The sequence below is a fragment of the Stutzerimonas stutzeri genome, assembly GCF_018138085.1.
Taxonomy (GTDB): domain Bacteria; phylum Pseudomonadota; class Gammaproteobacteria; order Pseudomonadales; family Pseudomonadaceae; genus Stutzerimonas; species Stutzerimonas stutzeri_AI.
In genome coordinates this window covers 4,503,336-4,518,572 of record NZ_CP073105.1, presented here as the reverse complement: position 1 = coordinate 4,518,572, position 15,237 = coordinate 4,503,336, and the positions used below count along the sequence as shown (strand labels likewise).

Annotated in this window: 12 protein-coding genes; 4 read left to right on the top strand and 8 right to left on the bottom strand. The window is 65.5% G+C overall.

What is annotated here, in order from left to right; genetic code table 11:
• Positions 1 to 266: 266 nt before the first annotated feature.
• Genes KCX70_RS20695 through KCX70_RS20685 form a run of 3 tightly spaced genes read right to left on the bottom strand, consistent with a single transcriptional unit; the run spans position 267 to position 3,258 of the window.
• Complete coding sequence (locus KCX70_RS20695; RefSeq protein ID WP_212618674.1) at positions 267 to 1,745, bottom strand: tripartite tricarboxylate transporter permease; 1,479 nt, start codon at positions 1,743 to 1,745, stop codon at positions 267 to 269.
• 24 nt (positions 1,746 to 1,769) lie between these two features.
• Positions 1,770 to 2,267, bottom strand: a complete 498-nt coding sequence (locus KCX70_RS20690) for a tripartite tricarboxylate transporter TctB family protein (protein ID WP_212618673.1) — start codon at positions 2,265 to 2,267, stop codon at positions 1,770 to 1,772.
• 13 nt (positions 2,268 to 2,280) lie between these two features.
• Positions 2,281 to 3,258 carry a Bug family tripartite tricarboxylate transporter substrate binding protein gene (locus tag KCX70_RS20685; protein ID WP_249121675.1) on the bottom strand — a complete coding sequence of 326 codons (978 nt, stop codon included), beginning with the start codon at positions 3,256 to 3,258 and terminating at the stop codon, positions 2,281 to 2,283.
• 246 nt (positions 3,259 to 3,504) lie between these two features.
• Here KCX70_RS20685 and KCX70_RS20680 point away from each other — a divergent pair, with 246 nt between their 5' ends.
• Positions 3,505 to 4,698: a CaiB/BaiF CoA transferase family protein gene (locus KCX70_RS20680; RefSeq protein WP_021206090.1), complete on the top strand. Its 1,194-nt coding sequence runs from the start codon at positions 3,505 to 3,507 to the stop codon at positions 4,696 to 4,698.
• An 83-nt stretch (positions 4,699 to 4,781) separates the two neighbouring features.
• Here the strand turns inward: KCX70_RS20680 and KCX70_RS20675 are convergent, their stop codons facing one another.
• Positions 4,782 to 5,894, bottom strand: a complete 1,113-nt coding sequence (locus tag KCX70_RS20675) for a glycerophosphodiester phosphodiesterase (protein ID WP_212618672.1) — start codon at positions 5,892 to 5,894, stop codon at positions 4,782 to 4,784.
• Positions 5,895 to 6,047: 153 nt separating this feature from the next.
• Between KCX70_RS20675 and folA the strand changes: the two genes are divergently transcribed.
• Together folA and KCX70_RS20665 are read left to right on the top strand one after the other, a co-directional pair.
• Positions 6,048 to 6,563 (top strand): type 3 dihydrofolate reductase, encoded by a 516-nt coding sequence (folA, locus tag KCX70_RS20670; RefSeq protein ID WP_212618671.1) that lies wholly within the window; start codon positions 6,048 to 6,050, stop codon positions 6,561 to 6,563.
• Between the two features lie 93 nt (positions 6,564 to 6,656).
• Positions 6,657 to 7,310 carry a YitT family protein gene (locus tag KCX70_RS20665; protein WP_212618670.1) on the top strand — a complete coding sequence of 218 codons (654 nt, stop codon included), beginning with the start codon at positions 6,657 to 6,659 and terminating at the stop codon, positions 7,308 to 7,310.
• Between the two features lie 3 nt (positions 7,311 to 7,313).
• Here KCX70_RS20665 and KCX70_RS20660 read toward each other — a convergent pair whose 3' ends face one another.
• Positions 7,314 to 7,769, bottom strand: coding sequence for a metallophosphoesterase family protein (locus tag KCX70_RS20660; protein WP_021206086.1), 456 nt, complete (start codon positions 7,767 to 7,769; stop codon positions 7,314 to 7,316).
• Positions 7,770 to 7,873: 104 nt separating this feature from the next.
• On the opposite strand from KCX70_RS20660, the gene KCX70_RS20655 reads away from it, so the two are divergent.
• Complete coding sequence (locus KCX70_RS20655; protein ID WP_212618669.1) at positions 7,874 to 8,992, top strand: NAD(P)/FAD-dependent oxidoreductase; 1,119 nt, start codon at positions 7,874 to 7,876, stop codon at positions 8,990 to 8,992.
• Here KCX70_RS20655 and KCX70_RS20650 read toward each other — a convergent pair whose 3' ends face one another.
• The 3 genes from KCX70_RS20650 to ilvD all read right to left on the bottom strand — a co-directional run bounded on the left by KCX70_RS20650 (position 8,993) and on the right by ilvD (position 15,032).
• Positions 8,993 to 10,384 (bottom strand): nucleobase:cation symporter-2 family protein, encoded by a 1,392-nt coding sequence (locus tag KCX70_RS20650; RefSeq protein WP_212618668.1) that lies wholly within the window; start codon positions 10,382 to 10,384, stop codon positions 8,993 to 8,995.
• A gap of 222 nt (positions 10,385 to 10,606) precedes the next feature.
• Positions 10,607 to 12,142, bottom strand: a complete 1,536-nt coding sequence (locus KCX70_RS20645) for a nucleobase:cation symporter-2 family protein (RefSeq protein WP_212618667.1) — start codon at positions 12,140 to 12,142, stop codon at positions 10,607 to 10,609.
• A 1,051-nt stretch (positions 12,143 to 13,193) separates the two neighbouring features.
• Positions 13,194 to 15,032, bottom strand: coding sequence for a dihydroxy-acid dehydratase (gene ilvD / locus KCX70_RS20640; protein WP_102852503.1), 1,839 nt, complete (start codon positions 15,030 to 15,032; stop codon positions 13,194 to 13,196).
• Positions 15,033 to 15,237 lie beyond the last annotated feature (205 nt).

Sequence of the window (15,237 nt, the reverse complement as noted above, 5' to 3'; positions counted from 1 at the left end):
TCGTCAAGGGGCTCGGTTCAGAGCATAACCGCTGCCGGTCGGACGCGTGAACGTCCGAGCCCGCGCTTGCGCGGTGTCTTTCTCTTGGACTCCAGGCCAATGTCGAAGATCAATATTCCTACTGGCTCGGTGGCCTGACGGCTTGCGGGGCTGGTGCGAGCTGCTGATCGTACCGTTCAACGTCAGCGAGACGCTGCAGGTCATCGCCAACCGCCAGGGAGCGGCCGGCGTGCCGCCCCGCTTAGGTGTGAACCGACCGCCCGCGGTCAGTCGGTCTTGATGCGCTCCTGCCAGTAGCGGCGCACGGCGAAGATCAACGACAGCGCCGTGAGCACGATAAAGAGCCAGGTGATCGGCCCGCGGAAGAAGATCATCGGGTCGCCGCGGCCGATCAGCAGGGTGCGCCGGAGGTTGTCCTCGAACATCGGCCCGAGGATGAAACCGAGCAGGAAGGGGGCGGTGGCGAAGCCGGTGCGGTTGAAGACGTAGCCAACCACGCCGAACAGCAGCATCAAGCCGATATCGAAGGTGCTGTTGTTCACCGCGAACGCGCCGTAGACGCAGAACATCAGCACGATCGGCAGCAGGATCGCCTTGGGAATGTCGGCGACCAGCGAGAAGTACTTGATCACGCCATGGCCGACGAGCAGCAGCACTGCCGAACTCAGCATGATTCCGCAGAACAGCGCGTAGACCAGCGTCAGGTTTTCCTGGAACAGCACCGGACCCGGTGTCAGGCCGTGGATCATGAAGGCGCCGAGGATGATCGCCGTGATCACATCACCCGGAATGCCCAGCGACAGCAGCGGGATCAGTGTGGCGCCGGCCACGCCGTTGTTGCCCGACTCCGAGGCTGCCACGCCCTCCAGCTCGCCTTTGCCGAAATTGCCGCGGTTGGGCGAGCGGCGCTTGGCCTCGCTGTAGGAAATGAATGCCGCGGCGGTCGCGCCGGTGCCGGGCACGGCGCCGATGATCACGCCGATGAACGAGCCACGGACGATGGTTTTCAGGCTGGCCTTGAGCTCCTTGAGGGTCAGACCGGCGCCGCTCGATGCTGCCTTGATGTGCGGTGCCGCCTTCTTCAGGTAGAAGTCGATGACCTCTGGCACGGCGAACAGGCCGATCAGCAACGGCACGAAATTGACCCGGTCCATCAGGTTGTAGTTGCCGAAGGTCAGCCGCTGGCTGCCGTAGACCACGTCCATGCCGATGGAGGCCACGATCACGCCCAGCGCGGCGGCGATCAGGCCCTTGATCGCCGACTCGCCGGCAATCGAGATGATGATGGTCAGCGAGAAGCAGATCAGCCAGAAGAACTCAGGCGGGCCGAAGTTCAGGGCGATCTTCGCCAGGTAGGAGGCGAACAGGATCAGCGCGAGGTTCGACAGCACGTCGGCGATGCATGACGAGTAGAGCGCCATCTGCAGCGCCTTCTTCGCCTTGCCCTGCTGCGCCAACGGGTAGCCGTCGAGCAGGGTGCAGGCTGCCGCGGGCGAACCGGGCGTGTGGATCAGAATGGCGGTGATCGAGCCGCCGTACATGCCGCCCTTGTAGATGCCCACGAGCAGCAGGATGGCGGTCACCGGCTCGAGCGAAAAGGTGAAGGGCAGCGCCAGGGCCACGGCCATGGTGGCGGTCAAACCGGGAATTGCGCCGACCACCACGCCGATCAGCACACCGATGCCGATCGCGATGAAGTTGTCGACGCTGAGGAACAGACTCAGGACTTCGGAAAAGTGTTCCATGCGGTCACTCGCGAAAGGGGCGGATCAGTCCCAGAGCGTGCCGGAGGGCAGCGGGACGTTGAGCACGTGGATGAACAGCAGGCTGACCAGCCACGGCAGGGCGATGGCCAGCACATACAGCCAGGGCTTGCGCACCGGGTGCGCGATGAACAGGAGCAGGGTGCCGAGGATGCCGGCAACGATGGCGCCCAGCGGCTCGAACAGCAGCCAGTAGACGGCCAGCCCGGCCAGCATCAAGAGCGGGCGCCAGGCCGGCGCCCGTTCGCTGGCCTGGTCTGGCACTGGCCGTGGCGGCCGCAGGCAACCCTCTACGATCAACGCCAGCGACAGCACCGCCACCAGCCAGCCGGCCACGCTGGGCAGCCAGCGGGGCGACTGCATGGGGTTGTCGACCATCGGCGCCTCCTCGATGAAGTTCGGCACCAGGTAGAACAGGAACACCAGCGCGGCCGCGAGCCAGAATGCGCCGAGCAGGGTGTTGACGTTGGCCCAGCGCGGGCGGCTGGCGGCGGCAGCAGTCATTGTCTTCTCCGCCTTACTTGAGTTCGGCCTGGCTGGCGACGCGCTGCCAGCGTTCGACGTCCTTGGCGACATAATCGCGGAAGGCGTCGCCTTCTTCGCTGGCCGTCTCGCCGCCGATCTGCGCGACGAAATCCTTGAAGCTCTGGTCGTCGAGCACCTTGTCGAGAGCGGTCTGCAGCGTCTTGACCGCATCATCCGGCAGGCTGTCATCGCCGATCAGGCCGAACCAGGCGGTGGTGACGAAATCGCCGAGGCCCATGTCGGCGCCGAGCTTCGACAGCGGCTCGACGCCGGGCAGGTAGGGCGAGGGCTCGGCCGAGGTCACCGCCAGCGCACGCAGCTTGCCGGACTTGATGTGCGGCAGCACGGTGGGCATGTTCTCGAAGGAGACGTCGACATCGCCGCTGAGCAGTGCCGGCAGGGCTTCACCGCTGCCACGGAAAGGCACGTGGGTCATCTTGGTGCCGGTCATGGTCTTGAACAGCTCGCCGGACATGTGGATCGAGCTGCCGACGCCGGAGGAGCTGAAGGTCATCTCCTTGTTCTTGGCGGCATCGATGAACTCTTTTACCGAGTGATAGGGGCTGTCGGCCGGCACCACCATCACGTTGGGGATCTCGATGACGTTGCGGATGAAGGTGAAATCCTTCACCGGATCGTAGGGCAGGTTCTTGTAGATCACCGGGCCGATGGTGTGCCCGGGCGAGGCCATGAGAATGGTGTGGTCGGAGCCGCGGCCGCCGCGGGCCAGTTGCCCGGTGGCCATGGTCGAGCCGGCGCCGGCACGGTTCTCGACCACCACGGTGCCGATCTCCTTCTGCAGCAGATCGGCGACCTTGCGCGACAGGATGTCGGTGGTGCCGCCGGGCGCGTAGGGCACCACCAGACGGACGTTATCGGTCGGCCAGTCCGCGGCATGGGTGAGGGAGGCGAGTGGGAGCGTGGCGCTCAGCGCCAGCAGGCAAACGGCGCGCTTGAACATCGAGGTCATGGAAAATCCTTCCGTTTTGTAATTGTTTTGGGGCCGCGAGCGGCAAGGTGAACGGCGGGACATCAGCTCCGGTCGATCGACCGCCGGTTCGGACACCAGCACCTTAAAGGATGGCGTTGCCTTGGTTACCGCTGCGCACCAAATCCTGTGCGGTAATCGAACACTAGGTTGGGGGCCGGCGGTTGTGGTTTGGATTGGCTTGGGCCACCTTCGGCTGCGTCCGATCAACAGGAAAAGGAGACGCCGGTGAGCGTTCTGCAAGGCATCAAGGTTCTCGATCTCACACGTATCCTCGCCGGGCCCTGGTCGACCATGGCGCTGGCCGATCTCGGTGCGGAAGTCTGGAAGATCGAGAGCCTGGACGGTGGTGACGACACCCGCAGCTGGATGCCGCCAGCCGTGCAGGGCATCTCGACCTATTACCTCACCGCCAACCGCAACAAGCAGAGCCTTGCGGTCGACCTGCGCACCCCCGCGGGCCGGCAATTGATCCTCGATCTCGCCGCCGAGGCCGACGTCGTGGTGGACAACTTCCTTCCGGCCAGCCTCAAGCGGCTGGGGCTCGACTACGAGGCGCTGTCGGCGATCAACCCGCGGCTGATCCACTGCTCGATCACCGGCTACGGTCAGAACAATCCGCTGGAGAATCGTCCGGGCTACGACTTCATCATCCAGGCCGAGAGCGGCTTCATGTCCATCACCGGTGAAAAGGACGGCGAGCCGATGCGCCTCGGGGTGGCCTTCATCGATCTGGTCACCGGCATGAATGCGGTGCAGGGCATCCTGGCCGCGCTGTACGAGCGGGAGAAATCCGGCCGCGGCCAGGCGGTGGACGTGGCGCTGTCCGACAGCGCGATGCATTTTCTCGCCAACATCGCCACCGGTTACCTGAACACCGGCAAGGTGCCGCAGCGCTTCGGCAATGCGCACCCCAGCATCGTGCCCTACCAGCTGTTCAACACCGCTGACGGGCGCATCGCCCTGGCGGTGGGCAACGACGAGCAATACCGGCGGCTCTGTCAGGACGTGCTCGACCGTCCGGAGCTCTATGACGATCCCCGTTTCACTCAGAACCGGGGTCGCACCGAGCATCGCGATGCGCTGCTGCCGCTGTTGCAGGCCGCGTTCAAGGGCTGGACCAGCGCGACGCTGATCGCCGCGCTACGCGAGCGAGGTATTCCGGTGGGGGAGGTCAAGACCGTGGCGCAGGCGTTCGACTCCGAACCGGCGCGCTACCGCGATCTGGTCATCAGCGCCGAGCATCCGCTGGCCGGCGAGGTGCGCATGGTGCGCAGCCCGCTGCGGCTGTCGCGCACCCCGACGGTGACGCCGACCGCACCGCCGCTGCACGGCCAGCACACCGACAGCGTGCTCAGCCGTGTGCTCGGCAAGAGCGAAGCGGAACTGGCCGGGCTGCGCCAGGCGGGCGTGATCGGCTGACGGGCTCGGCAGCGCCAATCATTACGAATATCGCCCGGATGCAACGATGCCCGGCCGTCCTGGCCGGGCGGATACCGCTGGTGCTATTGCCCGCGCATTTTCACCGCGATGTCCGGCTGATCGATGAACAGCCCGTCGATGCCAGCGTCGAGGAAGGCCTGGATGTCGGCCTCGACATTGCCGCGCGCGGCGGGCGAGTCGCCCTTGCGCAGGTCGGTCGGCAGGAACGCGTTCTCGGCACGGAAGGTGTACGGGTGCACTTTCAGGCCTGCCGCATGGGCGTTCGGTACGAAGTCGGTAGGTTGGCCGAGGTTGCCGTTGGCGTCGCGCGGGATGATGTAGCCTTTTTCCGGGCCGACGCCCGCCGCGTAACGCGAGATCGCCTTGAGCCCGCTGGCGGTGGCCATCTGCGCATAGGTCAGGTCGCTGCCGCGCACTTGCTGGTCGTAGGGCTGACCGCCGCCGAACAGCTGGACCAGCCGCAGTTGCGTCATGCCGCGGAGCGTCTTGAGGTTTTCCACTTCGAACGACTGGATGAACACCGGCGCGTTGCGGCCGGCGTACCCGTTGCGATGGAGGATACGCACCAGCGGTTTTTCCATCGCCAGGCCGAGCTTCTGGAAGTGCGTCGGATGTTTGGTTTCCGGGTACAGCCCGATGCGGCGGTGCTCGCTCAGCTGCAGGGTTTTCACCAGATCGATGATCTCCTGGAGGGTCGGGATCTCCAGGCTCCCGTCCAGCCGGGCATTTCCGGGGCGAATCGCCGGGATGCGCTCGATAGCGCGCAGCGTTTTCAGTTCTGCCAGGGTGAAGTCTTCGCTGAACCAGCCGGTGAGCGCCACGCCGTCGACCATCTGCGTGCGCTTGCGGTCGGCGAACTCGGGATGTTGCGACACATCGGTGGTCAGCCCCAGTTCATTGTCGTGACGGGCGACCAGCTGGCCGTCGCGAGTCATCACCAGATCAGGTTCGATGTAGTCGGCACCCTGCAGGATCGCCAGCGCGTAGGAGGCGAGCGTGTGCTCCGGCACGTAGCCGCTCGCGCCGCGGTGGGCGATGATCAGCGGATGGGGCTCGCCGCGGCCGTTCTGCGCTGCGACCGAGGCGTCGGGCGTGGCGGCGAAGGCGGCGATCGGCAGCAGCAGGCTGCAGGCGGCGAACAGGTGGCGCAGTGTAGTGCGGCTGTGGCGGGCCATTGCGGGCGTCTCCATGGAAGGGGAGCGGTAAGCCTGAAGCCTGACGATGACGACCGATTGACGCTTCGGTAAAGCAGTTGTGACCGTTCGATGATGCTGACGTGTATCTGACGGCGCTGACTGCCCCTCGGATGCTCTGTTATTCTCGCCGCCATGAATCAGACCACTCTTCCCCTCGCGATGATCGCGGCGCTTGCCGACAACCATGTGATTGGGCTCGACAACAGGATGCCCTGGCACCTGCCGGCCGATCTCAAGCATTTCAAGGCCATGACCCTCGGCAAGCCGATCATCATGGGCCGCAAGACCTGGGATTCACTCGGTCGCCCGCTGCCAGGTCGCCTGAATCTGGTGGTCAGCCGTCAGCCTGACCTGCAACTCGAGGGTGCCGAAACCTTCACCGATCTCGACTCGGCGCTGACTCGCGCCGAGCAATGGGCGCGCGAGCAGGGCGTCGACGAGCTAATGCTGATTGGCGGCGCGCAGCTCTATGCCCAGGCGCTGCCCCAGGCGCAGCGGCTCTACCTGACCCGCATCGAAGCCAGTCCCGAGGGTGATGCCTTCTTCCCGGACTATGACCAAGCCGAATGGGAGCGCGTCGACAGCCAGGCCCACCCGGCCGAGGGCGATGCGCCGGCGTACCGCTTCGAGACCTGGCAGCGGCGCTGAGCCCGGCTCCCCCACGCTGATCTTGACCGGCGCCAAGTCTTCACCTGGCGCCAGCGCCTATGCTTTCCCTCCGCTCGCCACGAGACCGATCACATGCAGAACCCCAGAACCGACGCGCTGCCGGCCGATGCCGAGCGCATCGCCGCGATCTTCGTGCGCCATCCGCTTTGGGAGGATGCGCTGGCGATGCTGCTCGGCACCGCCATGGTGGCGCTCGGCATCGCCTTCTACAGCCACGCCGGCCTGCTCACCGGCGGCACGGTCGGGCTGGCCTTTTTACTCAAGTATTTCGCCGGCTGGTCCTTCGGGCTGGTGTTCTTCACCCTGAACATCCCCTTCTATCTGCTGGCGATCTGGCGCATGGGCTGGGGCTTCACCCTGCGCACGGTGATCGCCGTGGGGCTGGTGTCGCTGCTGGCGGAGCTGACCCCGCAGTGGATCCGCTTCGCCGAACTGAACATCTACTACGCCGCGCTGTTCGGCGGCTTCGCCATGGGCGTCGGGCTGCTGATGCTGTTCCGGCACAAGGCCAGCCTGGGTGGGTTGAACATTCTGGCGCTCTTTCTGCAGGCGCGTATCGGCCTGCGCGCCGGCACCTTTCAGATGGCCATCGATGCGTTGATCGTGCTCGCTGCCGTGTTCATCGTGCCGCCGGAGAAGGTCGCCCTGTCGGTGCTCGGCGCCGTGGCCCTGAACCTGGTGCTGGCGGTCAACCACCGCGCCGATCGCTACATGGGCGTCAGCTGACGCTCAGCCCAGGGTCACCAGCTGCGCACGCGGCTGGCCGTCTTCGATGTCCAGCAAGGCCAGGCTTATCGGCAGCTTGAAACGCCGACGGCCTGCACTGCCGGGGTTGAGGTAGAGCACCGCATCGACCTCTTCGATCTTCGGCTGGTGCGAATGCCCGGCGATGACGACGTCGACCCGCGCTGCAATCGGGTCGACGCCCATCGCCTTGACGTCGTGGGTCACGTGGATGCGCAGCCCGCCGATTTCCAGGTCGAGGTGCTCTGGAACCGACGCGGCCCAGTCGCCGCTGTCGACATTGCCGCGTATCGCATCGAGCGGTGCCAGGGCGCGCAACGCATCCAGCACCTCGGGTTTGCCGATATCGCCGGCGTGGATGATGCGCTCGCAGCCGCGCAGAGCCGCCAGCGCTTCGGGCCGCAGCAGGCCGTGGGTGTCGGATATCACGCCGATGCGCATGGAGCCTCCGGTGTCGATTGGATACCTGACTATAGGCAAGCGAGGCTTGGCGGCGGTTCGATATTGCGGCAGGCTGGCGACCGCCGAACGAGAGGAGCGAGTCAATGGAGCGGGTCGATTGCGTGGTTATCGGTGCCGGTGTGGTGGGGCTCGCGGTGGCGCGGGCGCTGGCGCAGGCCGGACGTGAAGTGGTGATTCTGGAGGCCGAGGCCGCTATCGGCACAGGCACCAGTTCGCGCAACAGCGAAGTGATCCACGCCGGTATCTACTATCCGCAAGGCTCGCTGAAGGCGCGGCTGTGCGTGGCCGGACGCGATGCGCTCTATGCCTTCTGTGACAGCCACGGCGTGCCCTATCGCCGCTGCGGAAAACTCATCGTCGCCACGGACGAGTCGCAGCTGGCCGGCCTCGAGACGCTGCAGGCCCATGCACAGGCAAATGGTGTGGACGATCTGCAACGCCTCGACGGCGCACAGCTACAGGCGCTGGAGCCGCAGCTCAACGCCGTCGCCGGGCTGCTCTCGCCGAGCACCGGTATTGTCGACAGTCACGCACTGATGCTGGCGCTGCAGGGCGATGCCGAGGCCGCCGGGGCGTTGCTGGCGCTGCATGCGCCGGTCGCGGCGATGGTCGTGACGGAGGCGGGGCTGCGCGTCGAGGTCGGCGGCGACGAGCCCATGACGCTGCTCGCCACCAGCGTGATCAACTGCGCCGGGAATGCGGCACCGGTGATTGCTGCCCGCACCGAGGGGCTGGCGGCCGATTGCGTGCCGTCGCGCTATTTCGCCAAAGGCAGCTATTTCAGCCTGGCGGCCGCCACGCCGTTTCGCCACCTGGTCTACCCGCTGCCCGAGCCCGGCGGACTGGGCGTGCACCTGACCCTTGATCTCGGCGGCCAGGCGCGCTTCGGCCCGGATGTCGAGTGGGTCGACAGTCTCGATTACGCGATGGATGAGAAGCGCGCCGAAGGTTTCTACGCCGCCATCCGCCGCTACTGGCCGGGGCTGCCGGACGGTGCGTTGCAGCCGGCCTATACCGGCATTCGGCCGAAGATCAGCGGCCCCGGCGAGCCGGCGGCGGACTTCCGTATCGACGGGCCGGCGACGCATGGCGTGGCCGGCCTGGTGAATCTGTTCGGCATCGAATCGCCGGGGCTGACTGCCGCCCTGGCGATTGCCGACGAGGTCTGCCAGCGCCTCGCCGAGGATGCGCGAAGCGGTTGATCAGACCGGCTCCTGCTCCTCGTTCGGCGGCGATTCGGGCAGGAACCAGTTCATCAGCAGCGCGCAGATACCGCCGGTGGCGACGCCGGATTCGAGCACGTTGCGCAGCGCCGCCGGCAGGTTCGCCAGGAATTCCGGCACCTGGGAAACGCCCAGTCCCAGCGCCAGCGAAACCGAGATGATCAGCAGGGCACGGCGATCCAGCCGCACACCGGCTATGATGTTGATGCCGGCCGCGGCCACTGCACCGAACATCACCAGCGCGGCGCCGCCGAGCACCGGCTCGGGCACCGCCTGCAACACGCCGGCGACGGCCGGGAACAGCCCGAGTACCACCAGCATCGCGGCAATCCATAGGCCGACGTAGCGGCTGGCGATGCCGGTCAGCTGGATGATGCCGTTGTTCTGCGCGAATACCGAGCTGGGGAAGGTGTTGAACAGGCCGGCCAAGAGCGAGTTGGCGCCGTTGACCAGCACGCCGCCCTTGATCCGCTGCATCCATACCGGCCCCTCGACCGGCTGGCCCGAGATCTTGCTGGTGGCGGTGATATCACCGATGGCTTCCAGCGAGGTCACCAGGTAGATCACCACCATGGGAATGAACAGGCTCCAGGAAAAGCCGAGGCCGAAATGCAGCGGCATCGGCACCTGGAACAATGCGGCCTCGTGCATGCCGGCGAAGTTCAGGCGGCCCAGGTAAGCGGCCAGCGTATAGCCGATGGCCAGCGCGATGATGATCGCGCAGCTGCGCATCCACACCACCGGCACGCGGTTGAGCACGACGATGGCGGCCAGCACCACGCCGGACAGCAGCAGGTTTTCGCGGCTGGCGAAGGTGCCGTCGCCCATGGCCGCGAAGCCGCCGCCCATGCTGATCAGGCCGACCTTGATCAGCGTCAGGCCGATCATCAAGACCACGATGCCGGTCACCAGCGGTGTGATCAGCCGCTTGACGAACGGCAGCACGCGCGAGACGCCCATTTCGATGAACGAGCCGGCGATCACCACGCCGAAGATCGCAGCCATCACGCCTTCGACCGGCGTGCCCTGCTTGACCAGCAACACGCCGCCGCCGATCAGCGGGCCGACGAAGTTGAAGCTGGTGCCCTGCACGATCAGCAGCCCGGCGCCGAGCGGGCCGAAGCGCTTGCATTGCAGAAAGGTGGCGATGCCGGAAATTACCAGCGACATGGACACGATGATGTTGGTGTCGCGCGGTGACACGCCGATGGCCTGGCAGATCAGCAGGCCGGGCGTGACGATCGGCACGATGATCGCCAGCAGATGCTGCAACGCGGCGAGAAAGGCGATCCAGGGTTTGGGACGATCATCGAGTCGGTACAGCAGATCGGTCGGGGTGCCGCTGGCAGGGCGCGGGTCGAGGGCGTTCATGATCGTCCTTGGCGGGGAAAACGCGCGAGTTTACTGACTGCAACGATGCACGGACAGTGCCCGCTGCGTCTGGAGCAGCGGGATTGCCGTGCGTTGAGGTTGCGGGCCGAGGTACGCCCAGAGAGGGTTGCTACGGGGCGCACAGGAACCATCGCTGTGCAGCAGGATGCCCGCATTGCGCGGGCATCCTCCAGATCGGCTGGGCGTGGCGATGCGGCCTGGTCAGTGACCTGCCGGACTCTTCACTGCCCCGGTGGCTGGTGCGGTGGCGTCGCCATGGTTGCCGGTGCCCAGTACTGGCACTTCGTTGCCTTGCGCATCGAACAGCCTGCCGTCGCGGAAGTAATCACCGTCGTGGAGCTTGGCGATGTCCTGGTAGCGCAGTGTGCGTTCGCTGGCGGCGACGAAGACGGACTGCTGATTCGAGTTGCCGGCCTTCAGGTGGTTGAAGATCAGGTTCAGCAAGATGGCCATGATCGCCGCCGAGCTGATCCCGGAATGGAAGATGGTTTCGAACCAGGCCGGAAACTGGTGATAGAAGGTCGGTGCGGCAATGGGAATCATGCCGAAACCGATCGACGTGGCGACGATGATCAGGTTCATGTTGTTGCGATATTCCACCTGCGCCAGCGTCCGGATGCCGGCCGCCGCGACGGTGCCGAACAGCACGATGCCCGCGCCGCCGAGCACTGCAGTGGGAACGGCGGCGATCAGCCGACCCATCACCGGCAACAGGCCCAGCGTCACCAGGATCAGTCCGGCCGTGGCGACCACGTAGCGGCTCTTCACGCCGGTTACCGCCACCAGGCCGACGTTCTGTGCGAAGGCGCTCTGGGTAAAGGAGCCGAAGAAGGGTGCCAGGCTGCTGGAAATCATGTCGGCGCGCAGGCCGTTGCCTAGCCGCTTGGAGTCGACCTTGGTGCCGATGATCTCGCCCACCGCGAGAATGTCCGCCGAGGTTTCCACCAGGGTCACGATGATCACGATCAGCATCGACAGGATCGCCGCCACGTGAAACTCCGGCATGCCGAAGTGCAGCGGTTGAGGCATCGCGACCATCGGCCCTACGAGCACGCCGGAAAAGTCCGTCATGCCGAGGAAGGCCGCTACCAGGGTGCCGATCACCATCGCCAGAAGGATCGACAGTCGGGAGATGCTGGCGCTGCCGAGCTTGGAAAGCAGTAGCACGGTTGCCAGCGTGAAGGCGGCCAGGCCGATGTTGGCCGTGCTGCCGAACTCGGGCGACTGGCTGTTGCCGCCCATCGCCCAGCGCGCTGCGACTGGCATCAGCGTCAGGCCAATGATCGTGATGACGATTCCGGTGACCAGCGGTGGGAAGAATTTGGTGATTCTCGAGAAGATCGGGGTAATCATCAGGCCGATCAGCGAGGCGGCGATCACGGCGCCGAGCACGGCGGGAATCCCACCGGCGCCATCGCTGCCGATGATGGCGATCATGGTCGCCACGCCGGCGAAGGAGACGCCCTGTACCAGCGGCAGCTGGCAGCCGAAAAACGGTAGGCCGAGGGTTTGCAGAAGGGTCGCGAGCCCGCCGGCGAACAGCGAGGCGGCGATCAGCAGGCCGATGTCCGCCGGGGCCAGACCGGCCGCCTGGCCGATGATCAGGGGCACCGCGACGATACCGCCATACATGGTCAGCACATGCTGCAGACCGTAGGCCAGATTGGCGCCGATACCCAGGTTCTCATCTTCCGGACGCTTTTCAGGAGATGATGGTTTTGCGGATGAGGCTGTCATGTCGATCCCTTTCTCGCTGTTGTTCTTGTGCGACTAATGTAGACAATTGCGTTAAAGATTGACTACCACTTTGTATACATTTTTATCCCCGACGTTTCTTCGCAGGTGCAGTCAACTCCGCTAAGGCGCTAACCAGGGCGGTCGGCGGCCTTTTAGGAATTCAAAACGAGGGCCACGAACCGACGACCGGTTGTGACGTGGTTCACGTTTTTGTCGGCTAAGGCGGGGCGGTGCTGCGTGAAATGCTGGAGCGAGTGGGGCGATCAAAAGCCACGAACGCGCCTTTTATTCGCGGTCAAGACCGCTCCCACAGGTCAGGCGTTCCACCGGAAGCGTGGGAGCGGTTGGGGACGCCTAATCTAGACCGCGAATAGGCACGGCTCCTCGGCCAGCGCGCCGTTCGGCGACCCCCAGCCGGAGAGGTAGGTTTGTCCAGGCGAAACGCAGCGAACCAACAAGAACACCGCAGCGATGAGTGGGTTCTTTTCGCGGTCAAGACCGCTCCTACAGGTCAGGCGTTCCACCGGATAATGTGGGAGCGGTCTCGACCGCGAATAGGCACGGCTCATCGGCTAGCGTGCCGTTCGTCCGCCCCCAGCCGGTGGAGGCAGGCTTGTCCAGGCAGAGCGCGGCGAACCATCGAGAACACCGCAGCGATGAGTGGGTTCTTTTCGCGGTCAAGACCGCTCCCACAGGTCAGGCGTTCCACCGGAAGCGTGGGAGCGGTTGGGGACGCCTAGTCTCGATCGCGAATAGGCACGGCTCCTCGGCTGGCGCGCTGTTCGGCCGTCTCCAGCCGGAGAGGCAGGCTTGTCCAGGCAGAGCGCGGCGAACTATCAGGAACTCCGCAGCCATGAGCGGCCCTTTTCGCGGTCAAGACCGCTCCTACAGGTCGGGCATTCCACCGGAACCGTGGGAGCGGTCTTGACCGCGAAGGGGCACGGCTCCTCGGCTAGCGCGCCGTTCGGCCGTCCCCAGCGGATGGGATTCGGTTTGCGATTCGTGTGCGCGGCCTCCGAGCGGAGGCCGCGCACACGAAGGAGGGGACCGGTCAGCCTTCGAGCATGGCCTTGTTGCGTACTGCGCCCTTATCGGCGCTGGTGGCGAGCAGGGCGTAGGCCTTGAGCGCCGTGGTCACCTTGCGCGCGCGCGGCTGAGCCGGCTTCCAGCCTTTCTTGTCCTGCTCGATGCGGCGGTGGGACAGCTCTTCATCACTGACCTGCAGCTGGATGCTGCGGTTGGGGATGTCGATGAGGATCTTGTCGCCGTCCTGCACCAGACCAATGGCACCGCCCGCAGCCGCTTCCGGCGAGGCATGGCCGATGGACAGGCCCGAGGTGCCGCCGGAGAAGCGGCCGTCGGTGAGCAGGGCGCAGGCCTTGCCCAGGCCTTTGGACTTCAGGTACGAGGTCGGGTAGAGCATTTCCTGCATGCCCGGGCCGCCTTTTGGGCCTTCGTAGCGGATGATGACGATGTCGCCGGCCTTCACTTCGTCATTGAGGATGCCCTTCACGGCGCTGTCCTGGCTTTCGAAGATCTTCGCCGTGCCTTCGAAGACGTGGATGGATTCGTCCACGCCGGCGGTTTTCACCACGCAGCCATCCAGGGCGATGTTGCCGTAGAGCACGGCGAGGCCGCCCTCCTGGGAATAGGCGTGCTCGACGCTCCGGATGCAGCCTTCGGCACGATCGAGATCCAGGGTGTCCCAGCGGGTCGACTGGCTGAACGCCGTTTGCGTCGGGATACCGGCCGGACCGGCTTTGAAGAAGGTGTGCACAGCCTCGTCGCTCGTCTGGGTGATGTCCCACTGGGCGATGGCTTCTTCCATGCTGCGACTGTGCACCGTGGGCACGTCAGTGTGCAGTAGACCGCCGCGCGCCAGTTCGCCAAGGATGGAGAAGATACCGCCGGCGCGGTGCACGTCTTCCATGTGGTACTTCTGGATGTTCGGCGCGACCTTGCACAGTTGCGGCACCTTGCGCGACAGCGCGTCGATGGCGCGCAGGTCGAAATCGACCTCGGCTTCCTGAGCGGCAGCCAGCAGGTGCAGGATGGTGTTGGTCGAGCCGCCCATGGCGATGTCGAGGGTCATGGCGTTCTCGAACGCGCGGCGGCTGGCGATGTTACGCGGCAGCACCGACTCGTCGCCTTCGCCGTAGTAGCGCTGGCACAGCTCGACCGCGGTGCGGCCGGCGCGCAGGAACAGCTGCTCACGGTCGCTGTGGGTGGCGAGCGTCGAGCCGTTACCCGGCAGGGCAAGGCCCAGGGCCTCGGCCAGGCAGTTCATGGAGTTGGCGGTAAACATGCCGGAGCAGCTGCCGCAGGTCGGGCAGGCGCTGCGCTCGTATTCGGCGACCTTCTCGTCCGAGGCGCTTTCGTCGGCGGCGATGACCATGGCATCGACCAGGTCCAGGCCGTGGCTGGCGAGCTTGGTCTTGCCGGCTTCCATCGGGCCGCCGGAGACGAACACCACCGGGATGTTCAGGCGTAGCGCGGCCATCAGCATGCCGGGAGTGATCTTGTCGCAGTTGGAGATGCAAACGATGGCGTCGGCGCAGTGCGCGTTGACCATGTACTCCACCGAGTCGGCGATGATCTCGCGCGAGGGCAGCGAATAGAGCATGCCGTCGTGGCCCATGGCGATGCCGTCGTCGACCGCGATGGTGTTGAATTCCTTGGCCACACCGCCGTGTTTCTCGATCTCGCGGGCGACCAGCTGGCCCAGATCCTTCAGGTGCACGTGGCCGGGCACGAACTGGGTGAAGGAGTTGGCGATGGCGATGATCGGCTTCTTGAAGTCTTCGTCCTTCATGCCGGTGGCGCGCCACAGCGCGCGGGCACCGGCCATGTTGCGGCCGTGCGTGGAGGTTTTCGAGCGGTAATCGGGCATGACGGTTCCTGCGGCTAATCAGCTGGTCGAGTAGTGCTTATGGTGAGCGTCACCTGTGCCGCGTGCAACGGTAGGTGACCGTGCGTGCGGAGGGGCCGGATCGAGGCGGGGTATCGCTCGGGCGGCCTGGGCTCATGGGCCCGCCGGGGGATGCTGGCGAGGAATGGCCCGATTCTACGCGCGGTTGCGGAGTCGGGGAAGGCTG

Coding starts and splice junctions, on each gene's coding strand:
- KCX70_RS20695 (WP_212618674.1), bottom strand. CDS start 1,745: ATGGAACACTTTTCCGAAGTCCTGAGTCTGTTCCTCAGCGTCGACAAC.
- KCX70_RS20690 (WP_212618673.1), bottom strand. CDS start 2,267: ATGACTGCTGCCGCCGCCAGCCGCCCGCGCTGGGCCAACGTCAACACC.
- KCX70_RS20685 (WP_249121675.1), bottom strand. CDS start 3,258: ATGACCTCGATGTTCAAGCGCGCCGTTTGCCTGCTGGCGCTGAGCGCC.
- KCX70_RS20675 (WP_212618672.1), bottom strand. CDS start 5,894: ATGGCCCGCCACAGCCGCACTACACTGCGCCACCTGTTCGCCGCCTGC.
- folA (WP_212618671.1), top strand. CDS start 6,048: ATGAATCAGACCACTCTTCCCCTCGCGATGATCGCGGCGCTTGCCGAC.
- KCX70_RS20665 (WP_212618670.1), top strand. CDS start 6,657: ATGCAGAACCCCAGAACCGACGCGCTGCCGGCCGATGCCGAGCGCATC.
- KCX70_RS20660 (WP_021206086.1), bottom strand. CDS start 7,769: ATGCGCATCGGCGTGATATCCGACACCCACGGCCTGCTGCGGCCCGAA.
- KCX70_RS20655 (WP_212618669.1), top strand. CDS start 7,874: ATGGAGCGGGTCGATTGCGTGGTTATCGGTGCCGGTGTGGTGGGGCTC.
- KCX70_RS20650 (WP_212618668.1), bottom strand. CDS start 10,384: ATGAACGCCCTCGACCCGCGCCCTGCCAGCGGCACCCCGACCGATCTG.
- KCX70_RS20645 (WP_212618667.1), bottom strand. CDS start 12,142: ATGACAGCCTCATCCGCAAAACCATCATCTCCTGAAAAGCGTCCGGAA.
- ilvD (WP_102852503.1), bottom strand. CDS start 15,032: ATGCCCGATTACCGCTCGAAAACCTCCACGCACGGCCGCAACATGGCC.